Source organism: Georhizobium sp. MAB10, assembly GCF_045012825.1.
In the GTDB taxonomy this organism is placed as follows: Bacteria; Pseudomonadota; Alphaproteobacteria; order Rhizobiales; family Rhizobiaceae; genus Georhizobium; species Georhizobium profundi.
Genome location: NZ_CP118314.1, coordinates 1,943,484 through 1,968,457 on the forward strand (window position 1 = coordinate 1,943,484; position 24,974 = coordinate 1,968,457).

The 24,974-nt window shown below is 64.5% G+C and carries 22 protein-coding genes and 1 riboswitch; of the genes, 18 read left to right on the forward strand and 4 right to left on the reverse strand.

The window, feature by feature from the left end:
* Positions 1-15: 15 nt before the first annotated feature.
* Positions 16-162, reverse strand: coding sequence for a hypothetical protein (locus tag PU133_RS08965; protein ID WP_164527833.1), 147 nt, complete (start codon positions 160-162; stop codon positions 16-18).
* A 192-nt stretch (positions 163-354) separates the two neighbouring features.
* Here PU133_RS08965 and PU133_RS08970 point away from each other — a divergent pair, with 192 nt between their 5' ends.
* The 8 genes from PU133_RS08970 (at position 355) to PU133_RS09005 (ending at position 10,676) form a co-directional block, all read left to right on the forward strand.
* Positions 355-1,815, forward strand: a complete 1,461-nt coding sequence (locus PU133_RS08970) for a cobyric acid synthase (RefSeq protein ID WP_404864347.1) — start codon at positions 355-357, stop codon at positions 1,813-1,815.
* Between the two features lie 47 nt (positions 1,816-1,862).
* Positions 1,863-2,243, forward strand: a riboswitch (cobalamin riboswitch).
* Positions 2,244-2,375: 132 nt separating this feature from the next.
* Positions 2,376-3,011 carry a HupE/UreJ family protein gene (locus PU133_RS08975; protein ID WP_404864348.1) on the forward strand — a complete coding sequence of 212 codons (636 nt, stop codon included), beginning with the start codon at positions 2,376-2,378 and terminating at the stop codon, positions 3,009-3,011.
* Positions 3,012-3,015: 4 nt separating this feature from the next.
* On the forward strand, positions 3,016-3,549 hold the full coding sequence (gene cobU / locus PU133_RS08980; protein WP_404864349.1) for a bifunctional adenosylcobinamide kinase/adenosylcobinamide-phosphate guanylyltransferase: 534 nt from the start codon (positions 3,016-3,018) through the stop codon (positions 3,547-3,549).
* Between the two features lie 5 nt (positions 3,550-3,554).
* Positions 3,555-4,607 (forward strand): cobalamin biosynthesis protein CobW, encoded by a 1,053-nt coding sequence (gene cobW, locus PU133_RS08985; RefSeq protein WP_404864350.1) that lies wholly within the window; start codon positions 3,555-3,557, stop codon positions 4,605-4,607.
* A 46-nt stretch (positions 4,608-4,653) separates the two neighbouring features.
* On the forward strand, positions 4,654-8,379 hold the full coding sequence (gene cobN, locus PU133_RS08990; RefSeq protein WP_404864351.1) for a cobaltochelatase subunit CobN: 3,726 nt from the start codon (positions 4,654-4,656) through the stop codon (positions 8,377-8,379).
* Entirely contained in the window at positions 8,376-8,765 is a 390-nt protein-coding gene (locus PU133_RS08995) for a GFA family protein (protein WP_404864352.1), read from the forward strand. The genes cobN and PU133_RS08995 overlap by 4 nt, the downstream gene beginning before the upstream one ends.
* 6 nt (positions 8,766-8,771) lie before the next feature.
* Positions 8,772-9,410 carry a cob(I)yrinic acid a,c-diamide adenosyltransferase gene (gene cobO / locus PU133_RS09000; RefSeq protein ID WP_404864353.1) on the forward strand — a complete coding sequence of 213 codons (639 nt, stop codon included), beginning with the start codon at positions 8,772-8,774 and terminating at the stop codon, positions 9,408-9,410.
* 108 nt (positions 9,411-9,518) lie between these two features.
* Positions 9,519-10,676, forward strand: coding sequence for a PQQ-dependent sugar dehydrogenase (locus PU133_RS09005; RefSeq protein WP_404864354.1), 1,158 nt, complete (start codon positions 9,519-9,521; stop codon positions 10,674-10,676).
* A 58-nt stretch (positions 10,677-10,734) separates the two neighbouring features.
* Here PU133_RS09005 and PU133_RS09010 read toward each other — a convergent pair whose 3' ends face one another.
* Positions 10,735-11,520 carry a TSUP family transporter gene (locus PU133_RS09010; protein ID WP_404864355.1) on the reverse strand — a complete coding sequence of 262 codons (786 nt, stop codon included), beginning with the start codon at positions 11,518-11,520 and terminating at the stop codon, positions 10,735-10,737.
* 166 nt (positions 11,521-11,686) lie between these two features.
* Between PU133_RS09010 and PU133_RS09015 the strand changes: the two genes are divergently transcribed.
* The 7 genes from PU133_RS09015 (at position 11,687) to cobM (ending at position 19,874) form a co-directional block, all read left to right on the forward strand.
* Positions 11,687-12,163: a TerB family tellurite resistance protein gene (locus tag PU133_RS09015; RefSeq protein ID WP_404864356.1), complete on the forward strand. Its 477-nt coding sequence runs from the start codon at positions 11,687-11,689 to the stop codon at positions 12,161-12,163.
* Positions 12,164-12,370: 207 nt separating this feature from the next.
* Positions 12,371-13,666 (forward strand): sirohydrochlorin chelatase, encoded by a 1,296-nt coding sequence (locus PU133_RS09020; RefSeq protein ID WP_404864357.1) that lies wholly within the window; start codon positions 12,371-12,373, stop codon positions 13,664-13,666.
* A 941-nt stretch (positions 13,667-14,607) separates the two neighbouring features.
* A complete protein-coding gene (locus PU133_RS09025; protein ID WP_404864490.1) occupies positions 14,608-15,282 on the forward strand; it encodes a precorrin-8X methylmutase in 675 nt (224 codons plus the stop codon).
* On the forward strand, positions 15,279-16,553 hold the full coding sequence (gene cbiE / locus PU133_RS09030) for a precorrin-6y C5,15-methyltransferase (decarboxylating) subunit CbiE (protein WP_404864358.1): 1,275 nt from the start codon (positions 15,279-15,281) through the stop codon (positions 16,551-16,553). Before PU133_RS09025 ends, cbiE begins: the two co-directional genes overlap by 4 nt.
* Positions 16,550-17,278, forward strand: a complete 729-nt coding sequence (gene cobI / locus PU133_RS09035; protein WP_404864359.1) for a precorrin-2 C(20)-methyltransferase — start codon at positions 16,550-16,552, stop codon at positions 17,276-17,278. Before cbiE ends, cobI begins: the two co-directional genes overlap by 4 nt.
* The gene (cobJ, locus tag PU133_RS09040; RefSeq protein WP_404864360.1) at positions 17,275-19,098 is read left to right on the forward strand and encodes a precorrin-3B C(17)-methyltransferase; all 1,824 of its coding nucleotides are present in this window, start codon (positions 17,275-17,277) and stop codon (positions 19,096-19,098) included. Before cobI ends, cobJ begins: the two co-directional genes overlap by 4 nt.
* Positions 19,095-19,874 (forward strand): precorrin-4 C(11)-methyltransferase, encoded by a 780-nt coding sequence (gene cobM, locus PU133_RS09045; RefSeq protein WP_404864361.1) that lies wholly within the window; start codon positions 19,095-19,097, stop codon positions 19,872-19,874. Before cobJ ends, cobM begins: the two co-directional genes overlap by 4 nt.
* On the opposite strand, the gene PU133_RS09050 is transcribed toward cobM, so the two are convergent.
* Positions 19,869-20,636 (reverse strand): cobalt-precorrin-6A reductase, encoded by a 768-nt coding sequence (locus PU133_RS09050; RefSeq protein ID WP_404864362.1) that lies wholly within the window; start codon positions 20,634-20,636, stop codon positions 19,869-19,871. The two genes, cobM and PU133_RS09050, sit on opposite strands and share 6 nt — an antisense overlap.
* Entirely contained in the window at positions 20,620-21,741 is a 1,122-nt protein-coding gene (locus PU133_RS09055; RefSeq protein WP_404864363.1) for a cobalt-precorrin-5B (C(1))-methyltransferase, read from the reverse strand. Before PU133_RS09055 ends, PU133_RS09050 begins: the two co-directional genes overlap by 17 nt.
* Before the next feature lie 47 nt (positions 21,742-21,788).
* Between PU133_RS09055 and cobA the strand changes: the two genes are divergently transcribed.
* Genes cobA through cobD form a run of 3 tightly spaced genes read left to right on the forward strand, consistent with a single transcriptional unit; the run spans position 21,789 to position 24,968 of the window.
* The gene (gene cobA, locus PU133_RS09060) at positions 21,789-22,643 is read left to right on the forward strand and encodes a uroporphyrinogen-III C-methyltransferase (RefSeq protein ID WP_404864364.1); all 855 of its coding nucleotides are present in this window, start codon (positions 21,789-21,791) and stop codon (positions 22,641-22,643) included.
* Position 22,644: 1 nt separating this feature from the next.
* Complete coding sequence (locus PU133_RS09065; protein ID WP_404864365.1) at positions 22,645-23,946, forward strand: cobyrinate a,c-diamide synthase; 1,302 nt, start codon at positions 22,645-22,647, stop codon at positions 23,944-23,946.
* Complete coding sequence (cobD, locus tag PU133_RS09070) at positions 23,943-24,968, forward strand: threonine-phosphate decarboxylase CobD (RefSeq protein ID WP_404864366.1); 1,026 nt, start codon at positions 23,943-23,945, stop codon at positions 24,966-24,968. Before PU133_RS09065 ends, cobD begins: the two co-directional genes overlap by 4 nt.
* Positions 24,969-24,974 lie beyond the last annotated feature (6 nt).

Genomic DNA, 24,974 nt, shown 5'->3' on the forward strand with positions numbered 1-24,974 from the left:
ACCTTCCGGTCGCCGTCAGATGTCGAAGAAGCGGTGCCGTCTCGTGTTGAACGGGCCGCACTCGATCTGGTGACGCAGCACAAAATCGTGGGGACGTGCAGATGCGGCAGGGCGATTGGCCCCGGCAAAGCGGCGACGCAGATTGTTCAGGAAGTCACGCATGCAATTCACTCTTAAGGGCTGGAAACGCGTGCAACGCATATAAGCTTGTCGCCGCGTCGCCGCCGACATGCCAGCGCCACCAAATGTCGCAAAAATGATTGTTGGGGGATTGCCCGGCTCGTCGACCAAACTGCACCATGACGGCTGCGTTGCCCGATGCTAGGGAAGCCCAAATGCACCGGAGACAGTCGTTTGGCAAAAGCGCTGATGTTGCAAGGAACCGGCTCGGATGTCGGCAAGACCGTTCTGGTGGCGGGGCTTTGCCGGCTTGCAGCAAACCGTGGCCTCCGGGTCAGGCCGTTCAAGCCGCAGAACATGTCGAACAACGCCGCCGTCGCGGAGGATGGCGGCGAGATGGGGCGGGCGCAGTGGCTGCAGGCGCTGGCCGCCCGTACGCCACCTTCGATCCACATGAACCCGATCCTGTTGAAGCCGGAAAGCGAGACGGGAAGCCAGGTCGTCGTTCACGGCCGCGTCGTGGGCAAGGCAAGGGGCAGGGACTACCAGGCGCTGAAGCCGCAGCTGCTCGAAAAGGTGATGGAGAGCTTTGCGCGTCTCACGCAGGATTGCGATCTTGTCCTCGTCGAAGGCGCTGGCTCGCCGGCCGAAATCAATCTGCGCGCCGGCGATATCGCCAATATGGGGTTTGCGACGAAGGCCGGCGTGCCGGTGGTGCTCGTCGGCGACATCGACCGGGGCGGTGTGATCGCCTCGATAGTAGGGACGCATCACATACTGCCGGAGGAAGACCGGCGCATGATCTGCGGCTATCTGATCAACAAGTTTCGTGGTGATGTCAGTCTCTTCGACGAGGGGCTGGCGGCGATCACTCGGTTCACCGGCTGGCAAAGCTTCGGTGTCGTACCCTGGCTGGCCGAGACGGCCCGATTGCCGGCTGAGGATTCCGTGGCGCTCGAGCGATTGGCGGCGGGATCGGCGCGGGCGCTGAAGGTTGCCGTACCCGTTCTGTCGCGAATCGCCAATTTCGACGATCTCGATCCGCTTTCGGCAGAGCCTGAGATCGATCTGGTCTATGTGCGCAGCGGCGAACGCTTGCCGGACGATGCCGGCCTGATCGTGATGCCCGGCTCGAAATCCACCATCGGCGATCTGGCCGCTTTCCGGGCGAATGGATGGGATCTCGATCTTGCGCGTCATGTGCGCCGCGGCGGCCACGTGGTCGGCATTTGCGGCGGATACCAGATGCTGGGCCGCAGCGTCGCCGATCCACTTGGGCTCGAAGGCGCACCATCGCGCGTCGAGGGGCTCGGGTTGCTCGACGTCGATACGGTGATGGCGCCTGACAAGATCGTACGAAATGTCTCCGCCCATTCGACGGTATTCGATGAGCCGTTGCAGGGATATGAAATCCACCTCGGCGTCAGCGAGGGACCGGATGCGGCCTGCGCGCCGGTGGTGATCGACGGCCGACCGGATGGCGCCACGACGGCCGATGGGCGTGTGATGGGTACCTATCTGCACGGGCTTTTCGCCGCCGACGGGTTCCGCCGCGCTTATCTCGCGACACTCGGTGTCAAAGCCGGAGCAGACAATTATGCGCAGGGTGTCGACGCCGCTCTCGACGCCATCGCCGCGCGGCTGGAACAGGTGCTCGATGTCGACGGGCTTCTCGGTTCGGCCGCGTCTGTCTGATGCGCGAAGCGCTCGAACGCGATTGACACCGATCGCACGCCACGCCTATCTCTAGTGCATCGAAAGGTTTCCTGAGCGCCATTGGCGTTCGGGGATGAAAAGGGAATGCGAGGGGTGGACCCAATTCGGGCGCCTTGATCGCAGCCGACCCCGCGACTGTAGAGTGGCGAGGCTTTCCCATCCGGCGATTGCGTCTCGTTGGTCGATGCCCGGCATGGTGCAGGGCAGGCCTTAGAAGCTCAATCACTGGAAAAGCCACTGGAGTGGCGACCGCGCAGAACCACGGCTGGACGCCTCCTGTCTACGAATCGTCCGCTGGCGCAGCCGCCGCAAGCTCCGGGAAGGTGAGGGACAAGCCGTTGCACCGGACCTTCGGTCCGGTGCTGCAGCCACGAGCCAGGAGACCTGCCTGTCGACATCGAACCTAGAGGGACGGGGTGTTCCGCTCTTGGCCAACAGTCTCGTTGCCGGGGGACACCGGTCTATGGGGGAGACTGCGCGGTCAGGCGAACACGCTGTTCAGAGGCCTTCACGGCCTATCTGACACGGGAGTTGTCTTCATGATCGTCTTCAAGCGCGGCGTAGCAGCCGCAATCTTTTCTGTGCTTGCCTCGTCTGCCTACGCCCACCATCCAATGGGCGGCGAGACGCCCTCAACCTTCTCTGCAGGTCTTTTGTCCGGCATCGGGCATCCGATCATCGGGCTTGACCATTTGGCGTTCATCATCGCCGTCGGTATTGCGGCCACGCTCACGCGCCATCGCTTCACCATGCCGCTCTTCTTCATTGGCGCGACTGTTCTCGGCACGCTTGTCCACCTCGCAGCGCTCGGTCTGCCCTTCGTGGAAGTCATGGTCGCGCTGTCGGTCGCGGTGCTCGGCATCATGCTGCTTTCGGGCCGCGTTTACGCTCCGGCCGCCTACGCTGCCGTCTTCGCGCTGGCCGGCCTCTTTCATGGTCACGCCTATGGCGAAGCCGTGTTCGGAGCCGAAACGACGCCGGTTCTCGCCTATCTCGCGGGCTTTGCAGCCACTCAGTATCTGAGCGCGATCGGTGCTGGCCTCGCCGTGACGGCACTGTTCGCGGCGGGCCGAACCGCCGACAATGTCGCTTTGCGGATCTCCGGCGGTGTCGTGGCAGGCGTCGGAGCCTTGCTCGTCGGCGAGCATGTGCTTGCGGCCATCGGTCTTGCCTGACCACATGGCCGAACAGCGAAACGGGGCGGTCTTCGTCCTTGGCGGGGCCCGCTCCGGCAAATCGGCCTATGCCGAAAAGCTGGCGCGGGGAACGGGCCTTCCTCGCCATTACGTCGCGACCGCGCAGGCCTTCGACGACGAGATGCGGGCGAGAATCGCACGGCACAGGGTCGATCGCGGTGCGGACTGGGTGACCCATGATTGCCCGCTTTCGCTTACCGGGGTGCTGCGCGAGCACATCCGGCCAGACCGCGTCGTGCTGGTGGATTGCCTGACGCTCTGGGTCACCAATCTCATGATGGAAGAGCAGGGCGATGCCGCGATGGACGCTGCTTTCGACGATCTCGTCTCGCTCCTCGCCAGCCCGCCCGGTCGCGTGATCCTCGTCTCCAACGAGGTCGGCCTCGGCATCGTGCCGGAAAATTCCATGGCGCGCGCCTTTCGCGACCACGCGGGGCGCCTGCACCAGAAAATCGCTGCGGTCGCAGGCGAAGTCTACTTCGTCGCCGCCGGCCTGCCGCTCAAAATGAAGGGTTAGTTCCCATGCAATCGAAGATACCGGCAACGGTGATCACCGGCTTTCTCGGCGCCGGCAAGACGACGATCATTCGAAACCTGCTGATGAATGCGCAAGGTCGCCGCATCGCGCTGATCATCAATGAATTCGGCGATTTGGGCGTCGATGGCGACGTGCTCAAAGGATGCGGTGCCGAAACCTGTAGCGAAGATGATATCGTCGAACTGACCAATGGCTGCATCTGCTGCACGGTCGCCGACGATTTCATCCCGACGATGGAAAAGCTCCTGGAACGCGACCGGCTGCCGGATCACATCGTCATCGAAACCTCGGGCCTCGCGCTGCCGCAACCGCTCGTCAACGCCTTCAACTGGCCGGGCATCAAGGAGCGGGTGACGGTCGATGGCGTCGTCACCGTCGTCGACAGCGCAGCGGTTGCAGCCGGGCGCTTCGCCGATGACGAGGACCGTGTCGATGCGCTCCGTGCCGCCGACGAGAGCCTCGATCACGAAAGCCCGCTGGAGGAGCTTTTCGAGGATCAGCTGACTGCGGCCGACCTCATCATCCTGAACAAAAGCGATCTCGTCGATGCGGCGGGTCTCAGCGCTGTGCGCAACGATGTGGCGGCGCGTACCAGCCGCAAGCCGCAGATGATCGAAGCATCCGGTGGCGAGGTATCGGCGGCTGTCCTGCTCGGTCTCGGCGTCGGCACCGAAAGCGACATCGCCAATCGCCGATCCCATCACGAGATCGAGCATGAGAATGGCGAGGAGCACGATCACGACGATTTCGACAGCTTCGTCGTCGATCTGGGCGCTGTCGCTGCACCCGATCACTTTTCGAAAGCGCTGAGGGACATCATCGCCACCCACGACATTTTGCGGCTCAAAGGCTTCGCAGATGTCGCAGGTAAGCCTATGCGGCTTGTGGTGCAGGCGGTCGGGAGCCGCGTCGACAGCTATTTCGACCGCGCCTGGAAGCCAGGAGAGGAGCGCGGGACACGCCTCGTCGTGATCGGACTTCACGATGGACTCGACGAGGCGGCGATCACCGCAGCCCTGCAGGATGCCGCGCGATGACATCAAAACGTCGATCACGCTGTGTCGGCTGCAGGCGACGGCGGCCATGCACCTCCTTTTGAGCCAGAAGGGATCGATCGCCGACGCAGACGAGGCGATCGATCTCGGCCAGACGCCGGGCGACATCCTGTTCCTGTCGGCTGCCGATACGGAGCTGGCGGCAATCGCTTCTGCCAAGGCCGCCGGCGGGGCCTCTCACCGCTCGGTCCGCGTCGCCAGCCTCATGACGCTGAAGCATCCGATGTCGGTCGATACCTATATAGAGCGCACGGCGCGCCATGCGCGGCTGATCATCGTGCGCGCGCTCGGCGGCGCCAGCTATTTCGCCTATGTGCTCGATGCACTGCTGGCGACGGCGGCGCGCGAGGGCATCGCGCTCGTTGTTCTGCCGGGTGACGACAAAGCTGATCCCGGTCTCGATCGCTATTCGACCGTTGCCCCGGCGGACCGGAACGCGCTCTGGGCGTTCCTCAATGAAGGCGGAGCCGATAACGCACGCGGCTTGCTCGATTACGCCGCAGCGATGGTGGATGGTGCGCCGAGACCGGGCGAGGCGGTTCCGCTCATGCGTGCGGGGGTGTGGCTGGCTCCGGTCTCCCCGTATCCCGAGCCTGTCGAGGGGACAGGGAAAAGGGGCATCGCGGCCATCGTATTTTACCGCGCACTTGTCCAAAGCGGGCAGACGGCGCCGGTGAAAGCCTTGGTCGACGCGCTGGCAGCTCGAGGCTTCGCCGTCACGCCGCTTTACGTCTCCAGCCTCAAAGACCCCGTTTCGATCGCTGCCGTCGAACGAAGCTTTGCCGAGGCGCCGCCGGACGTCGTCATTAATGCCACCGGTTTCGCCGTCTCGGCGCCGGGCGGTGAAACCAAAGGGACCGTGCTGGAATCAACCGGCGCCCCGGTGCTTCAGGTGGTGTTCTCCGGGTCGGCGCGATCTGCGTGGGAAGCGTCGGCGCAAGGGCTGTCGGCACGCGATCTTGCAATGCATGTGGCGTTGCCTGAAGTAGACGGGCGGGTCCTGTCGCGTGCCGTCTCGTTCAAATCGGCCGAGCGGTACGATGAGACGGTCGAGGCGAATATCGTCGCGCACGAGCCTTTGGCAGACCGCATCGATTTTGTGGCCGACCTTGCTGTGAACTGGGCGCGCTTGCGCCGAACTGCACCCTCCGACCGCCGCGTCGCGATCGTGCTCGCCAATTATCCGAACCGTGACGGGCGGCTGGGCAACGGCGTCGGCCTGGATACGCCGGCCGGCACCATCGAAGTGCTGAAGGCGATGCAAGGCGCGGGCTATGTGGTCGACGATCTGCCTGCCGATGGCGATGCGTTGATCACCGCGCTGATGGCCGGGCCGACCAATGCCGCCGTCGATGCCCGCGAAATTCGCGAGACGATGGCGCTCAATGATTACAAGGCGTTCTTCGCAACACTTCCCGCATCGATTCAGGAAGAGGTGGTCGCCCGCTGGGGTGCACTGGAGCAGGACCCGTTCATCCTTGGCGACCGCTTCGCGCTGCCGCTGATGCGGTTCGGCGAGACGGTCGTCGGCATCCAGCCTGCGCGCGGCTATAACATCGATCCGAAGGAAACCTACCACGCGCCCGATCTCGTGCCGGCGCATGGATACATCGCCTTCTATGCCTGGCTGCGCACGGTCTATGGCGCCCATGCCATCGTCCACATGGGAAAGCACGGCAATCTCGAATGGCTGCCCGGCAAGGCGCTGGCGCTTTCGGACCGGTGCTATCCGGAAGCCGTGTTCGGGCCGACGCCCCATGTCTACCCGTTCATCGTCAATGATCCAGGCGAGGGGACGCAGGCCAAGCGCCGCTCGTCTGCGGTTATCATCGATCATCTGACCCCGCCGCTGACGCGCGCCGAGAGTTACGGGCCGTTGAAGGATCTGGAGGCGCTGGTCGACGAATATTACCAGGCGCTCGGCACCGATCCACGCCGGATCAGGCTTCTCAAACGCCAGATTCTCGATCTCGTACGCGATATCGGCCTCGACCATGACGCCGGCATCGCAAACGGCGACGGCGACGACGCGGCGCTGGAAAAGCTCGACGCCTATCTGTGCGACCTGAAGGAAATGCAGATCCGGGATGGGCTGCATGTGTTTGGCGTCGCGCCTGAGGGTCGGCTTTTGACGGACCTGACGGTTGCTCTGGCGCGCGTGCCACGCGCTCAGGGTGAAGGCGGTGATCAAAGCCTGCAGCGGGCGATCGCGTTGGATGCTGTTCTCGAATTCGACCCGCTCGATTGCGACATGGCCGAAGTCTGGAAAGGCTCGAAGCCAACAATTCTTGCCGATCTAACGCCCGATCCCTGGCGCACCGCCGGCGATACCGTCGAGCGCATCGAGCTACTGGCGGCGAGGCTCGTGCGCGGTGAAGTCAACTGCCTGGCCGATTGGACGGCGACCCGAGCCGTTCTTCAGGAGCTCGAGACAAGATTGAAGCCGTCCATTGTCGCATCGGGGCCGGCCGAAATCGCCGGCACGCTTGCGGCGCTTGACGGGCGGTTCGTGCCGCCCGGACCATCCGGAGCGCCGACGCGGGGACGGCCGGACGTTCTGCCGACCGGGCGAAACTTCTATTCGGTCGACAGCCGCGCCGTGCCGACGCCGGCCGCCTGGGAACTCGGCCGCAAGTCGGCGGAGCTCCTGATCACGCGCTATGCGCAGGATCATGGCGATTGGCCGACCTCGCTCGGCATCACCGCCTGGGGCACGTCCAACATGCGCACTGGCGGCGACGACATTGCCCAGGCGCTGGCGCTCATCGGCGTGAAACCCGTGTGGGACCACGCGTCGCGCCGAGTAACCGGCTACGAGATCATTCCACCGGCGATGCTCGGGCGGCCGCGGGTCGATGTGACGCTCAGGATCTCCGGCTTCTTCCGTGATGCGTTTCCTGACCAGATCGCGCTCTTCGACAAGGCGGTCCGCTCGGTGGGCGCTTTGGATGAGGATGCGGCGGAGAACCCGATCGCGACCCGGATGCGGGCCGAAGCCAAGGCCCTCAAGGCGCAGGGGATGGAGGAGAAAGCCGCGATGAAGCGCGCCGGCTATCGTGTCTTCGGGTCGAAACCCGGTGCCTATGGCGCGGGGCTGCAAGCGCTCATCGACGAAAAAGGCTGGGCGGAGCGTGCCGATCTCGCCGAAGCCTATCTCGTCTGGGGCTCTTATGCCTATGGGGCGCAGGCCGAAGGCATCGCGGAACGCGGCCTCTTCGAAGAGCGGCTCGGCACTGTGGAGGCGGTTGTCCAGAACCAGGACAACCGCGAGCACGACCTGCTCGATTCGGACGATTACTACCAGTTCGAAGGCGGGATGACGGCGGCGGTCGAAGCGCTGAAGGGCGCGCGCCCGGCGGTCTATCACAACGATCATTCACGGCCGGAAAAGCCGGTGATCCGCTCGCTGGAGGAAGAGATCGGCAGGGTCGTGCGGGCTCGCGTGGTCAACCCGAAATGGATCGCCGGCGTGATGCGCCATGGCTACAAGGGCGCCTTCGAGATTGCCGCGACCGTCGACTACATGTTCGCCTTTGCCGCGACGACGGGCGCGGTGCGCAACCACCACTTCGAACTCGCCTATCACGCCTTCCTGGTGGATGAAGACGTTCGGGACTTCATGCGAGAGAAGAATGCGGAGGCGCTGAAGGAAACCTCAGCCCGCTTCATGGAAGCGATCGACCGCGGCATGTGGACGCCGAAAAGCAATTCCGCCAAGTTCGATCTGGCCAAACTCATGGAGGATGCGTCGTGACGAAGACCAGACAAGGCCGCTGCCTTTGCCGGGCGGTTCGGTTCGAGACGTCGGGCGATCCGAAATGGGTATCATTCTGCCATTGCGAATCCTGCCGCCGGGCGCTGTCGGCCCCAGTCGCCGCCTTCGCATCGTTTTCGGAGGCTCAGGTGCGTTTCGCCGGCGCCGCGCCGCAGACTTTCCGCTCTTCGCCTGACGTGGAGCGTGCCTTTTGCGGGCAGTGCGGATCACCCATCTGGTACCGCCACGACGATCTTCACGGTGACTATCACCTGCTTCTCGCCGCTTTCGAGGACGACCACGACTGGCAGATCGAAAAGCATGATTTCTATGGCGAGCATCTGCCCTGGCTCGTCGTCGGCGACACGTTGCCCAAAGAGGATTGATGGAAGATGGCTGAAAAGTCCGAGAAGCTGGCCGGTTTGAGCGAAGAAGAGCTCAATGCGCGCCACGCGGAGAAGATGAAGAAGAAGAAGGCCGCGCGCGACAAGATCATCGCCACCAAGACGATCGAGAAGGGGCTGACGATCGTCCACACGGGCAAGGGCAAGGGCAAGTCGACGGCCGCATTCGGCCTCGTCTTCCGCGCGCTCGGCAACGGGATGAAGGTCGGCGTCGTCCAGTTTGTCAAAGGCAAGTGGGGAACGGGCGAGCGCAACGTGCTCGACAAGTTCCCCGATCAGGTGACGCTCGCCACCATGGGCGAGGGCTTCACCTGGGAAACGCAGGACCGCACGCGTGACATCGCGGCGGCTGAGGCGGCTTGGGAAAAGGCAAAGGCGATGATCCTCGACGACGAGCATCACATGGTCTTGTGCGACGAGCTCAACATCGTGCTGCGCTACGACTATCTTCCGCTTCAGGAGATCATCGACGTGCTCAAGGCGAAACCTGAGATGAAGCACGTGATCATCACTGGACGGAACGCGAAAGACGAGTTGATCGAATTCGCCGATCTCGTCACCGAAATGGAAATGATCAAGCACCCGTTCCGATCCGGCGTCAAAGCGCAGGTTGGCATCGAGTTCTGAGCGTTTGTTCCCTCACTTCACGTAGATGTGAAACCGTCGTCGTCTTTTTCACGGAACGGGTCGGCGCATGTCACGGTTGCGTCTTCGACTTCAATCGTGACGAGGAAGATGATGAAAAGTTCCACCTATATCCGCGCCATCGCAGCTTCGACGGCTCTCGCTTTTGCCGCTCCGGTCTGGGCGCAGGTGAACGAGACCTATGACACGGGCAATGGCTCGATCCAGGTCGAGACGGTTGCATCGGGCTTCGGTCAGCCGTGGGGCATGGTTCAGTTGCCGGACGACACCTGGCTCGTCACCGAAAAGGAAGGCGACCTTCTGCTGATCGGTGCCGACGGGGCGCCGTCGGAGCCGATTTCGGGCGCGCCGGAAGTGGATGCCCGTGGCCAGGGCGGTTTGCTTGATGTTGCGCTCGATCCAGCCTTCGACGAGAACCGGTTGATCTATCTGAGCTTTGCGGAGCCTGGCCCCGACGGCACCAACTCGACTGCCGTTTTCAAGGCGCGCCTGTCCGATGACGGCACCGCGCTTGAGGAAGGCGAGGTCATCTTCTCCCAGCAGCCGAAGCTGCCGAGCACCGCGCATTACGGCTCGCGTTTGGTCTTCGACAATGACGGCCTGCTCTACGTCACGCTCGGCGAACGATCCGACGCGGAGTTCCGCGGCCAGGCGCAGGATCTCGACAGCCATCTCGGCAAGGTCGTGCGCATCAACACCGATGGCAGCGTGCCGGAGGACAACCCATTCGTCGATCAGGCCGAAGCGCTCCCGGAAATCTTCTCCTATGGCAACCGCAACGTGCAGGCCGCAGCGCTCAACCCCGAAACCGGCGTGCTTTGGGAAATCGAACATGGCCCGCGTGGCGGCGACGAACTGAACATCATCGAGGCCGGCAACAATTATGGATGGCCGCTGGTGACCGAGGGCGTCGAATATTCGGGCGATCCGATCAATGAAGGTGAAGCGACGATGGAAGGCGTGACCGATGCGATCCTGACCTGGACGCCGGTCATCGCGCCCTCGGGCATGATCTTCTATCAGGGCGAAGCGTTCCCAGACTGGCAGGGCGACATCTTCGTCGGCGGTTTGGCCTCGACGGCGCTCGTCCATGTCGCTGTCGATGGCGACACAGCCACGGAAGAGGCGCGCTACCTGGAAGATCTGGGCCTGCGTATCCGTGACGTCGCCGAAGGGTCGGATGGGTCGATCTATGTGCTGACCGACGAAGCCAACGGGCAGATCCTGCGCATTTCCCCGGCAGACTGATCGTCTGACGGCCAACCAGCATCAGTGCCACCGCGTCCGCGTGGTGGCACTTCTTATTTCAATAGCCGATCAACGTCCGGATCGGATGGTCGGCATCCATCAGCAGCCGCACGGCAAGCGCGATGCATACAAGCACCAGAAGCGGGCGGATCAGCTTCGCCCCGTTCTTCATCGCGAGACCCGCGCCCACCCGCGCACCGGTAAACTGCGCGACGCCCATCAAAAGCCCGATCTTCCAATAGACAACGCCCATCAAGGCGAAGACGACGAAGCCACCGAGATTGGATGCGAAGTTCAAGAGCTTGGTGTGGGCCGTCGCCTTCAGGACGCCGAAGCCGGCGAGCGCCACGAAGGCGAGCATGAAGAACGATCCGGTTCCCGGTCCGAACAGGCCGTCATAAAAGCCGATCAGTGGAACCAGAAGCACGCCGAAGAGAGCAGGGCGCATGCGTTCGGCACGATCGACGTCGTTGAGATCCGGCTTGAAGGCGAAATACAGCGCGATCAGGATCAGCAGTACCGGCAGCAGCGTTGCAAGCACGATTCCGGGCATCACGGTTGCCAGAAGCGCGCCTGCGCAAGCGCCGACGAAGGAATAGACCGCCCAGCGCCACTGTTTCTTCAGGTCGACATGGCCTTTCTTCGAATAGGCGATCGTCGCGGAAGCCGAGCCGAACAGCGATTGCAGCTTGTTCGTGCCGAGCGATTCGACTGGCGGAACGCCCGCCAGCAGCAAGGCCGGCACGGTGATCAGCCCGCCACCGCCCGCGATGGCATCGATGAAACCTGCAAGGAATGCGGCGACCACGAGGATCAACGTCGCTGTGGATAAGATGTCTTCCAATGGAGAATGCCGCGCCCGTGTGTTTTGATCGCCTATGGCAGAGCCTGGACGCGGCGGCAATGGTGTCGGCGGTCCGCATGCCCCGAATCGGCTTGTGCGCGCAGGCCGGTTCGTTTGAGGCGGCGCATTGGGGCGCGATCGCTTTTGCAGGCGGCCGCGGTCGATCATGAAACTGCTCCGCAATCTGGGAGTTGCGCTGACCCATCGCCGCCGGTGCAATCGACTCGCCCGCAGGCTCGATTCCAAACCGCAGATCGTGGCGCAGATGCTCCTGCTGTTTCGCACGATCCTGGCGGACGGGATCGTGCGCGAAAAGGAAATGAACGTCTTCTCCGACATCTGCGGCCGGCAGTTCGGCGTTTTGTCCGAAGAGATGACGGCGCTGCACAGCTATCTGGAGCGGTGGCAGCGGCGCGACGACGCGGAAGCGCACATCGCCTCGCTGAACCAACTGCCGACGGAGCAGCGGCGGCGCCTCGTCGACCTCATGATGGAGATCGCGTCCGTGTCGAGCGATGGAGAGGCGGAGCCCGGCAAATCCAACCGCCAAGCGCAGATATTTATTTCAGATGCCCGGACGGCCCTCGGTCTCTCGTCGCAGGAATGGCAGCCGGCACCTGTACAAAATCACCAGAAAGCCTGAGCCTTTCGTTTGACCGGGAAGGTGGGCTCGACTAGCTTCGCGGGGCACGATGGCGCCCGATCGATGGATGCGGGCTGAGAGAAAATCCGGTGAGACCGACCGAAATCCGGGGTCGATTCCGGAAGCTGTCAGAGCTTCAGACCGCGCCGTCATCCGGCGCGGCGGGCGTTGCGTGCGGATTTGCGTTCCAACCGAGAGCCGCCGCCCATGACCGCCTTCCGCGCTGACCCCTCCAAAGAAACGATCGGCATCATGGTCTGCGGCCATGGCAGCCGCAACCAGAATGCGGCGCGGGAATTCTCCACGGTCGCGGAGGGTCTGCGCGCGCGCTATCCGGGCGTGCCGGTCGAATACGGCTATCTCGAATTTTGCAATCCGGTGATTTCGGCCGGGCTTGATTCGCTGCGCGCTCAAGGGGCCACGAAGATTCTTGCTGTGCCCGGCATGCTGTTTGCGGCCGGCCACGCCAAAAATGACATTCCCTCCGTACTCAACACCTACCAGGCGGAGCATCGCGACGTCGTCATCCATTACGGGCGCGAACTCGGGGTCGATCTCAAGATGATCCGGGCTGCCGGCGACCGAATCGCCGAAGCCATTGCCGAGGCGGATGCCGCCCATGGACCTGTCGATCGCCACGACACGCTGCTGATGGTCGTCGGCCGCGGCGCTTCCGATCCGGATGCCAATTCCAACGTCACCAAGGTGATGCGCATGATCTGGGAGGGCATGGGCTTCGGTTGGGGCGAGACCTGCTATTCGGGCGTTACGTTTCCGCTCGTCGAGCCCGGCCTCGATCATGCGGCACGGCTCGGCTACCGCCGCATCGTCGTCTTTCCCTATTTCCTCTTCACTGGCGTGCTCGTGAAGCGGATCTACAGCTACACGGATGCGGTCGCCGAACGGCATCCGGACATCCAGTTCGTCAAGGCGTCCTATCTCAACGACCACCCGCTCGTGCTCGACACGTTCCAGGACCGCGTGCAGGAAATCCTCGACGGCCAGGCGCTGATGAATTGCCAGATGTGCAAATATCGCGAGCAGGTGCTGGGCTTCGAAGCGGAAGTCGGGCTTCCGCAGGAGAGCCACCACCACCATGTGGAAGGCATTGGCGGTGGGCTGGAAAACTGCCCCTGCGAGGGCGATTGCGATGCCTCCTGCCGCGATCCGGAATACTGTCGCGTCCACGGCCTGCCGTTCACACCGGTGCACAGCCATGCGCAACCGGCCGCTCTGGGGCCTGTCGGGCACGTCCATGAGCACAGCCACCATCACCACGATCACGAGCATCATCACCATCACCATGATGGTCACGACCATGATCATCACCATCGTCATGGGCCTGACCACGATCACAGCCATGACCATTCGCATGACCACGACCACGATCATGGCCACGATCATAACCATGGGCATGCGCATCATCACCATCCCTATCCCCATGCGGATCATCCGCTGGGGCCGCGCTCCATGGAGAAGCCGAAGGGGACGGGCGGTCGCTGATGCCGCTCTTCGATGCCTATCTGATGGCCGACTGGTCGGCGGCGAACGTGCCGAGGCTCGGCGAGGATTCGATCTGGATCGCCTATGGCGTGCGCGAGGGTGGCGGCTTCACGCTTCTTTGGAACGACAATCTGCCGACGCGGCACGCTGCGCTTGAACGCATTGCGGAGACCATGCGGGACTGCGCGACGTCGGGGCTGCGCCTGATGGCCGGCTTCGATTTCGCCTTCGGCTATCCGCAGGGGACCGCCGAACAGTTGACCGGAAGCGCGCGTTGGGACGCGATCTGGGCGCATCTCGCCGATGAGATCATCGATGGCCCCGATAATACCTCGAACCGGCTTGCCGTCGCGGCACGTCTCAACGGCAGGCTTCTGCCGGAACACGGCGTGCAGTTCTGGGGCAACGGAACGAAGACCGAGCATGTCGGACTTTCGCGGACGAAGGCGGGCTTTCAGGCCGGGAGCATCTCCGAGCGGCGCGTGATCGAACGGCATTTGCCGGGCGCAAAGACGCTGTGGCAGCTCGCTGGCGCTGGCGCCGTCGGCAGCCAGAGTCTTGTTGGTATTGCGGGGCTGGAACGCCTGCGGCGGCATCCCGGCCTTGCCGGCAAGATCAGGGTCTGGCCCTTTGAGACGGGTTTCGCCGATGACCTGGATGCACCGATCGTCATCACCGAGATCTATCCTTCGCTGCTACCTATTACCCAAAAGCCAGACGAGCCCTGCCTGGACGCAGCACAGGTGCGCACCGTGGTGGAAACCTTCGCATCGCTCGACGCCGAAGATGCGCTGGAGCCGCATCTTGCTGCGCCCGACAGCCTTTCTGAGACTGATCGCGCCGCGGTGCTCTCAGAGGAGGGCTGGATCGTCGGATCGACACTCGCGCGGGCCGGGTCGACTTCGGTTGCCCGCGTGCTGCCTCAAGTCGCGTCAGCGCCGATCGCCGATGCGCCGAAATCGGCCGACGCCCCATCGAATTCGCAGCCCTTCGACTATGTCCGCGATCCCGACGAAATCTATCGCCGCTCCTTCGCAACGATCGAGGACGAAGCCGATTTCTCGAAGCTGCCCAGCGATTTGCACGCGATTGCTGTGAGATTGATTCACGCCTGCGGCATGGTCGATCTCGTCGCCTCCATCGCGGCCTCAAACGATGCTGCGACGTCTGGGCGGGCTGCGCTTCGAGCGGGAGCGCCGATCCTGTGCGACGTGGAAATGGTGCGTCACGGCATCATCTCGCGGAGCCTCGCTGCCGAGAATGAGGTGCTATGCCTGCTCAACGATCCCTCGGTACCCGTCCTGGCGAAGAAGCAAGGGACGACGCGGTCGGCCGCACAGGTGGATCTCTGGCTGCCGCGTCTGGACGGCGCGATCGTCGCGATCGGCAACGCGCCGACCGCGCTCTTCCGGCTTCTGGAACTGATCGAGGCGGGTGCGCCGAAGCCGGCGCTCATCATCGGAATTCCAGTCGGCTTCGTTGGTGCTGTGGAATCGAAGGAAGCGCTCGCAAGCCGACCCCACGGGGTACCGTTCATCACGGTTCACGGCCGGCGCGGCGGCAGCGCCATGGCCTCGGCCGCCGTCAATGCACTGGCGCTGGAGGCCGGTCGATGAGCGCAGCGGATGGAAAACCTGCCGATAGGACAACGCCATGGCTTACCATCATCGGGATCGGCGAGGAGGGCGTCGCAGGGCTTTCTCCGCGGGCCACCGCAGCCATTGCCGAAGCTGAGGCGCTTCTCGGCGCGCGTCGCGTGCTCGATGCGCTGTCGGGCCTCGATCTTGCTGGGAAGGCTATCCTCGACTGGAGCGATGGCTTCGAGCCGACGTTGATCGCCATCCTCGCCCGACGCGGCTCTCCCCTCGTTATCCTCGCAACGGGTGATCCGATGCATTTCGGCATTGGCTCGACACTTGCCCGCCACGTTGCGCCTGCCGAGATGGAAATCATCGGCACACCCTCGGCCTTCTCGCTGGCGGCTGCCCGGCTTGGCTGGCCGCTGCAGGATGTCGCCTGTATTTCACTGCACGGACGACCCGTCGCTCGCCTTGCCGCGCATCTGGCCGACGGGCAACGCATTCTGGCGCTGACCTCCGATGGCCAGACGGTGCAGGAGGCAGCGGCGATACTGGCACGCGCCGGCTATGGTGCGTCACGGCTGACGGTGCTGGAGCATCTCGGCGGACCGAGAGAGCGGATCGTCGATCTGGAAGCGAGGGAGGCGCAAGGCCAACTGTTCGCGGACTTCAACACGCTGGCGATCACCTGCATCGCAGATGCCGGCGTTATGATCGACGGGCCGATGTCGGGCCTTCCCGACGATGCCTTCGAGCACGACGGCCAGATGACCAAGCGCGAAATCCGCGCGGCGGTGCTGGCGCATCTGCGGCCCGGCGGCAGTCGTTTGCTGTGGGATGTCGGTGCCGGCTGCGGGTCGGTCGCCGTCGAGTGGCTGCGGGCTGCGCCGCTCGCCCGAGCGATTGCGATCGAGCCGGTCGAGCGAAGGCTCGCCATGATCCGCGCCAATGCCGAGACGCTCGGCGTACCGCATCTGTCGATCGTCGAAGGCCGTGCACCTTCGGGGCTCGCGGGGCTCGCTCAGCCCGACGCCGTCTTCATTGGCGGAGGAATTTCAACGGATGGGACGTTCGAGACGGCGTGGGCGGCGCTTCGTGGCAACGGTCGGTTCGTGGCGAGCGCCGTAACGCTGGAAAGCGAAGCGCGGCTTCTCGATCTACACGCCCGCTTTGGTGGCAATCTCGTGCGCATGGCCGTCTCGCGGGCCGAGCCAGTCGGCCGCTTCATGGGTTGGAAGCCGTTGATGCCGGTGACGCTCTGGTCGGTGACGAAGTCAGCGGATGATTCAGGCGGAGAGCAACCATGAGCGGCACGCTCTACGGGCTGGGTGTCGGTCCCGGCGACCCGGAACTCCTGACACTGAAGGCGCATCGCATCCTCATAGCGGCACCCGTCGTCGCGTATCCTGCGCCGGACAGCGGCGAGAGCTTTGCGCGCTCGATCGTTGCAAGTTTTCTCAAACCCGAGCAGCGCGAAATTCCGATCGTCGTGCCGATGCGCGTCGAGCGCTTCCCGGCTCGCGCGGTCTACGACAAGGCGGCCGATGAGATCGGCGCGGCGCTTGCCGCGGGAGACGACGTCGCGGTGCTGTGCGAAGGCGATCCGTTTTTCTACGGCTCCTTCATGTATCTCTTCGAGCGGCTCGCCGGCGCGCATCGGATTGAGATCGTGCCCGGCGTATCTTCCATGGTCGCCGCTGCCGCCGCTGCCGGGCGGCCGCTTGCCGCGCGCAACGACGTGCTGACGGTGCTGCCGGCGCCGCTCGACGATGCCGCGCTTCAGGCACGGATCGAGGCCGCCGACGCACTCGCGATCATCAAGATCGGCCGCCATTTCAACCGGATCAGGCAATTGCTTCAGACATTGAATCTGGAGGCCGCAAGCCTCTATCTCGAACGCGTCACGCTCACATCCGAGCGCGTCTTGCCGCTCGGCGCAGTCACCGAAGATGCAGCGCCCTATTTCTCGATGATTCTCGTCTACAAGGGTGCCGAGCATTGGATCACCGATCTCACGGGATCGAACCGATGAAGCCCGCGATCGTCATCCTTTCGACCCATGCGGTGCCGCTGGCGTCCAAGATCGCCACCCAGATCGGCGGTGAAATCCACGGGCTTGCACGCAGGGTGGACGGCAGTGACCTGCCGTTCGAGGACGCGGGTGCCCATTTCGCAGCGCTCTACCGGGCAGGCCGGCCGATCATAGCCCTCATGGCGACCGGTGCGATCATCCGACTTCTGGCGCCGCATCTTTCTGACAAGCAGGCCGAGCCGCCGGTCGTCGTTGTTTCCGAGGATGGCGCGAGCGTCGTTCCGCTTCTCGGCGGGCACCATGGCGCCAACGATCTCGGCCGGACTATCGCGGCTGCACTCTCCGCCCACGTGGCGATCACGACAGCCGGCGATCTGCGCTTCGGCGTCGCGCTCGACGATCCGCCCAAGGGCTACCGGTTGGCGAATCCGGAAGGTGCGCGTGCCGTCATGGCCGATCTCGTTGCCGGCGTCTCCGTTCGCCTCGAAGGGCAGGCCGACTGGTTGCAGGAGAGCCGTCTGCCCTTTGATGCCGGTGGTGACATCACCCTGAGCGTGACGGACACCGCCCGGAAGCCGGGGCCGCGGGAACTCGTCTATCATCCCGCGACGCTCGTGCTTGGCATGGGTTGCGAGCGCGGCGCTTCTGCCGCCGAAGCCATCGCTCTCGCGGATGACGCGCTGTCATCCGCCGGGCTCGCTCCGAAGAGTCTCGCGGCTGTGGCCTCGCTCGGTCTCAAGGCGGATGAGACCGCAATCCACGCCGTCGCCGCGCATTTCGGCGTGCCGGCGCGCTTTTTCGATGCGGCGACGCTCGAAGCCGAAGCGCATCGGCTCGAAAATCCATCCGATATCGTCTTTGCGGAAGTCGGCTGTCACGGCGTGGCCGAAGGCGCGGCGCTCGCAGCTGTGGGTCCGGAAGGCGCGCTCATCGTCCCGAAGCGCAAGACCCGCGCCGTCACGGCCGCCATCGGGCGGGCGATCGCCCCTCTGGACGCCGAAACGATCGGGCGGGCGCGGGGTACGCTCTTCATCGTCGGCATCGGGCCCGGCAGCGACGCGTGGCGCTCGCCGGAAGTGAGCGGCATGGTGGAGCAGTCGACCGATCTTGTCGGCTACGGCCTCTATATCGACCTGCTTGGGCGCCTCGCAGATGGCAAGATGCGGCATGATTTCGATCTCGGCGCGGAGGAACTGCGCGTGCGCCATGCGATGGAGCTTGCTAGCACCGGGCGGACCGTTGCGCTCGTCTGTTCGGGCGATGCCGGCATCTACGCGATGGCGACGCTTGCCTTCGAGCTTCTGGACAAGGCCGGCGGTGAGGCGGGGCTGACGGATGCGGCGCGGCGGATCGAGATCGTCGTGTCGCCGGGTATTTCCGCTCTGCAGGCGGCAGCCGCGCGCGTCGGTGCGCCGCTCGGGCATGATTTCTGCACGATTTCGCTGTCGGATCTTCTGACGCCCTGGGCAGACATCCAGCGGCGCGTGAAGGCAGCGGCGGAGGGTGATTTCGTGATCGCCTTCTACAATCCGGTCTCGAAGCGCCGGCGCACGCAGCTTGCGCATGCCCGCGACGTGCTGCTGCAACATCGGCCGGCGGATACACCCGTGGTGCTCGCCACCAATCTCGGGCGCGAGGGCGAAACCGTGCGGGTCGTGCCGCTCGCGGAGCTTCAGATCGACGATGTCGACATGTTGACGGTGGTGATCGTCGGCTCGTCGGAAACCCGAACGGTCAAAACGGGCGACGGGCGCCTGTGGGTCTACACGCCGCGCGGCTACGCCGGAAAGGCGGGAACAGCGATGGGATCATCCTCATGACGGTCTATTTCATCGGAGCCGGGCCGGGCGCACCGGATCTCATCACCGTGCGGGGGCTCAGGCTCATCGAGCGCTGCCCCGTCTGCCTCTATGCCGGCTCGCTGGTGCCGGAGGAGATCGTGAAGGCCGCACCGGAAGGCGCGCGCGTCATGGATACGGCGCCGATGCATCTCGATGAGATCATTGCCGAGATCGAGGCCGCGAACGGACGAGGGGAGGATGTCGCGCGTGTTCATTCCGGCGACCCGTCGATCTACGGCGCGGTTGCCGAACAGATGCGCCGGCTCGATGCTCTCGGCATCGACTACGAGATCGTGCCTGGCGTTCCGGCCTTCGCCGCTGCCGCCGCGAAGCTGAAGACGGAGCTGACGCTGCCGGAAATCGCGCAGACGGTGATCGTCACCCGCACCGGCATGAAGGCCTCCGCCATGCCCGAGGGCGAGCAACTGGAAATTCTTGGCCGCTCCGGCGCCACGCTCGCCATCCATCTCTCGATCCGGAACCTCGTCTATATCCGCGAGGCGCTGGAGCCCTATTACGGCGCGGATTGCCCGGTCGTGATCGCCTACCGCGCCACCTGGCCCGACGAGCTTTATATCCGTACCACGCTTTCCGGCATGAAGGATGCGGTGCGCGAGGCGAAGATCACCCGCACGGCGCTCGTCATGGTCGGTAAGGTGTTCGGCGAGGTGGAGTTCCGGGATTCCGCACTGTACGACGCCTCTTATGCCCATGTGCTGCGCAATCGGGGCAAGAAGCAGCGGGCGGCTTCATGATGGGTCGGCGAGCCCTCGCAAGAGACCTGCACCGAGAAGCGCCTCGACGGACGCATATGTGTGTAGGCCGACGGGCTGCTCAGGACGGTCGATCATGATGACCGGCAGGCCGAGCCGGCGCGCGGCTTCGATCTTGGCATATGCGCCCCGGCCACCGGAGTTGCGACAGACGATCAATGCAATGCCATGGGCGACCAGCATCGCCTCCTCGGCTGCAACGTCGAGATCTGGCTTGCCAAGCACGAGTACAAAACGCGCAAAGGGCAGGTCGGCCTCGGGCTTGTCCACCATGCGGATGACGAAGGTCACGTCGGCGCGGTCGGCAAAGGGTGCAATATGCTGGCGGCCGAGGGCGAGAAGCACGGTCGCACCTTCAGGGATGGCGGCAACGGCATCCGCGATGGTCGCAACGCGCTGCCAGCGGTCACCGTCGACAGCGTCCCAGGCAGGGCGCGCAAGGCTGATGAGCGGGATGGCGCGGAGATCCGCCGCTCGCCGCGCATTGGCCGAGATCGTGCCGGCAAAGGGATGGGTCGCGTCGATCACGAGATCGACGGCATTGTCCTGGAGATATGCCGCAAGACCGTCCGCGCCGCCGAAGCCGCCGATCCGGGTTTCGCCAGCCACCGGTTTCGGTTCGCGCGTCCGTCCTGCAAGCGAAGTGACGATGCGGGCCTTGCGGCTCTCGGCGAGCCTTGCCGCAATCTCGGCCGCTTCGCGCGTCCCGCCGAGGATCAGGATCGTTTCAGGCGCTGCGCGCAAGGATGTCTCCCTGGCGATCGGTGACGATAATCTCGATATTCACCGCCGCGCCGCGCAAGGTTTCAATAGCCGTCCGGCGGGCGCGCGCGGCAATCATCGGAGCAAGATCGATGCCGGAAGTCCGGGTCAATTCAAGTACCTCCAACGCCGTATTGGCATTCAGAATCCGCTCGCGAAATTCGGCGTCCGCGTGTCCCGCAAGATCGGCGAGGAATGCCATGTCGACCTTGCTGCGTGCCGAATGCAGATCGAGCGCACCTTGCGCAAGCTTCGTCAGCTTGGCGAAACCGCCGGCGATCGTCAGCCGCTCGATTGGGTGCACGCGCAGATATTTGAGCAGGCCTCCCGCAAAGTCGCCCATGTCGATCAGCGCGATTTCGGGAAGCCCATAGATCGCCTGGGCCGCGGCTTCCGAGGTCGAACCGGTCGCCGCGATCACATGAGTCAGCCCCTCGGCGCGCGCGACATCCACGCCGCGATGGATGGAGTGGATCCAGGCGGAGCAGGAAAAGGGATGGACGATACCCGTCGTGCCGAGGATCGAAAGCCCGCCGACGATGCCGAGCCGCGGGTTCCAGGTCTTTTCCGCAATCGCCTCGCCGCCGGGCACGGAGATCGTAACCTCCACATCCGGCGAACGCCCATGCTCCGTGCACAGCGCCTCGATTTCCGCCCGCATCATGGCGCGGGGCACCGGGTTGATCGCCGCTTCGCCGACAGGCACCGGCAGTCCAGCCTTCGTCACCATGCCGACGCCGGAACCGGCACGAAAGACGACGCCGGCGCCTTGGGGGAGAAAACGGACCGACGCGATTATCGTCGCGCCATGGGTCACGTCCGGATCGTCGCCCGCGTCCTTGACGATGCCAGCGGACGCAACATCGTCGCCAAGCCTTTCGACAGCGAGCGGGAAAGCGGGTTCTTCACCCTTTGGCAGGCGGATCGTCACGGGATCTGGAAATGTGCCGGTGAGGAGCGCGGTCAGCGCCGCCTTCGTCGCGGCGGTGGCGCAGGCACCCGTCGTCCAGCCACGTCGCAAAGGCGCTGTCCCGCCGTCGCCGGCTGGCTTGCTTCTTTTGCCGCGGGCTGTAGCGTCGTCGACCATGGCTCGCTTATAGGCGAGCGCCCGGCACGGGGAAAGGAGACCGGCCTTTGAGGCAAGCACCATCGCCCTTTGCCGGCCTGCCCGAGCTTCTGCCGGGTCATGTCTGGCTTGTCGGCGCAGGCCCGGGCGATCCCGGCCTGATGTCGATGCTTGCAGTCCATGCGCTGATGCAGGCCGATGTGGTCGTGCATGATGCGCTGGTGGATGAAACGTGCCTGCAATGGGCACGGCCGGGTGCCGAGATGATCTTTGCCGGCAAGCGCGGGGGAAAGCCTTCGCCGAAGCAGCGGGACATCTCGCTCAGGCTGGTCGAACTGGCGCGCGCCGGGCGGCGGGTGCTGAGATTGAAAGGCGGCGATCCGTTCGTCTTCGGGCGCGGCGGGGAAGAGGCGCTGACGCTGGTCGAACAACAGATCCCGTTCCGCATCGTGCCGGGCATCACGTCGGGCATAGGCGGTCTGGCCTATGCGGGCATTCCCGTGACCCACCGCGAGACGAACCACACGGTGACCTTTCTCACCGGCCATGACTCCTCCGGCCTCGTGCCGGACCGGATCGACTGGAACGCTGTCGCCAAGGGATCGCCGGTGCTCGTCATGTACATGGCGATGAAGCATATCGGCGTCATCGTGGAAAAGCTTTTGGAAGCCGGTCGCCGCGCAGACGAGCCTATGGCGTTCGTCTGCAACGCCGCAACGGCCGAGCAGCGCGTTCTCGTCACCACGCTCGGGCAGGCGCTTCCGGCGCTTGAGGATGCCGGGCTCGCGCCGCCGGCAATCGTCGTCCTCGGCGAAGTGGTTCGCCTGCGCGCAGGTCTCGACTGGCTGGGCGCGCTTCAGGGCAAGACGCTGACCGCAGACCCGATGGGCGACCGCAGCGACCAGAAACGGGACGCCGGTTGAGATGGCTGGGTTCCTGATCGCAGCACCGAGTTCGGGGCAGGGCAAGACGACTGTCACGCTCGGGCTCCTGCGTGCTTTGAATCGGCGCGGCATTGCGCTTGCGCCGGGCAAGGCCGGGCCGGATTATATCGACCCGGCATTTCATGCGGCGGCTGCCGGTTCCGCCTGCTTCAACTACGACCCCTGGGCCATGCGGCCGGAACTCATGCTTGCCAATGCCAGCCTGCAGATGGCGGGCGGCAAGCTTTTCGTCGTGGAAGCGATGATGGGGCTGTTCGACGCCGCCGCCGACGGGCGGGGCTCCTCCGGCGATCTCGCGCGACTGATGCGGCTGCCGGTCGTCTTCGTCGTCGACGCATCGAAAATGTCGCATTCTATCGCCGCGTTGGTCAGAGGCTTTGCCGGCTTCGACGCGGGTGTGATGATCGCTGGCGTGATCCTCAACAATGTCGCGAGCGAGCGCCATGGGGCGATGCTGCGGGATGCGCTCGGCCGCGCGGGCATTTCCGTTTTCGGTATTCTGATGCGCGACCCAGCCCTGAAACTGCCCGAGCGGCATCTCGGTCTGGTCCAGGCGCAAGAACACGAAGCGCTCGAAGGCTTCATCGAGCGCGCCGCCGATGCGGTTTCGGCCGGCATCGACCTCGATGCCGTTCTGCGCGCAGCCGGGCTTTTCCGGCAGCCGGAAAGCGAAGCCAATATTCATCGCCTGCCGCCACCGGGACAACGCATCGCCGTCGCGCAGGATATCGCCTTTGCTTTTGCCTATACGCACATGCTCTTCGGCTGGCGGCGGCGCGGCGCGGAGATCTCGTTTTTCTCGCCGCTCGCCGACGAAGCTCCGCTGGCCGATTGCGACGCCATCTGCCTGCCGGGCGGTTATCCCGAGCTGCATGCGGGGGAGCTCGCTGCGGCGACGCAATTTCGTAACGGAATGATTGCCGCGCGAGACCGGGGCGCGGCGATCTTTGGAGAATGCGGTGGCTACATGGTTCTGGGCGACGGCCTCCTCGATGCCGACGGCGTCGAGCATCCCATGCTCGGCATGCTGTCGCTGGTGACGAGCTTTGCGCAGCGACGGCGCCATCTCGGCTACCGCGTGCTGACGCCGCTTGCGGGCGCGCCCTTCACTACGCGCCTGACCGCGCATGAGTTTCACTATGCGACGATCGTGCGGGAGGAGGGCGACCGGCTCTTCACAGCGACAGACGCGCTCGGCGCCGATCTGGGACAGGTGGGATTGCGGCGTGGGCGCGTGGCCGGCTCCTTCATGCACCTGATCGATCTTGCGGGTGACGCATGAGTGCTTTGCCGCGCCATGGCGGCGGGCTTGCCGCTGCCTGCCGACTGTTCGGCGGCCAGCCGCGCGACTGGCTGGATCTTTCCACCGGCATTAACCCGCAGCCGGCGGAATTTGCTTGGCCCCCTGGCGATATCTGGCAGCGCCTTCCGGATGCCGATCTCACGGCATCCGCGCGTGCCGCTGCTGCCTTGCATTACGGTGTGCCGGACGATCATGCGCAGCCCTTGCCGGTACCCGGAACGCAGGCCGCGATCCAGATGCTCCCGCGGCTTCTGGCTGGTGGTCGGCGCATGGTGATCGCCGCGCCGACCTATAACGAATATCCCCGCGTGTTTCGCGCGAGCGGCTGGCAGGTCGACGAACAGTCGGCGGATGATGCGCTCGAAGCGGACGCGGATGCGATCGTCGTGGTCAATCCGAACAACCCCGATGGGCGGCTTCTGCCACGCGCGGACATTCTCGCCGCAGCCGACCGGCTGGCTGTGCGGGGTGGAACGCTGATCGTGGACGAGGCGTTCGCCGACACCGACCCGATCGAAAGCGTGGCTGGCGATGCCGGATCGCGCGACAATCTGATCGTGCTGCGCTCCTTCGGCAAATTCTTCGGCCTGGCTGGTCTGCGCCTCGGCTTCGTCATTGCGCACGAGGCACGCCTGTCGACGATCGAGGCGATGATGGGGCCTTGGCCCGTGTCGGGTCCGGCACTCGCCATCGCTGCCGATCTGATGGCCGATCGCGTCAAGGTCGCGTCGGTACGCGAGGCAATCCGGGCTCGTCACCGAGAAACGCGAAATGTCCTCGACCGGGCCGGTCTTCCCATCATCGGCGATGGCGGGCTGTTCCTGCTCGTCCAGCATCCTGCGGCCTCGGAAATCTACGCGCATCTCTGCCGTCAGCATGTCCTCGTTCGTGCCTTCGACTATCGCGCCGACTGGCTGCGTTTCGGCCTGACGAAGGATGCCTCCGAGGCTGAGCGTCTTGCCGATGCGCTTTCCAAACTTCCTGCCATACCGAAATCCTGACCGGCC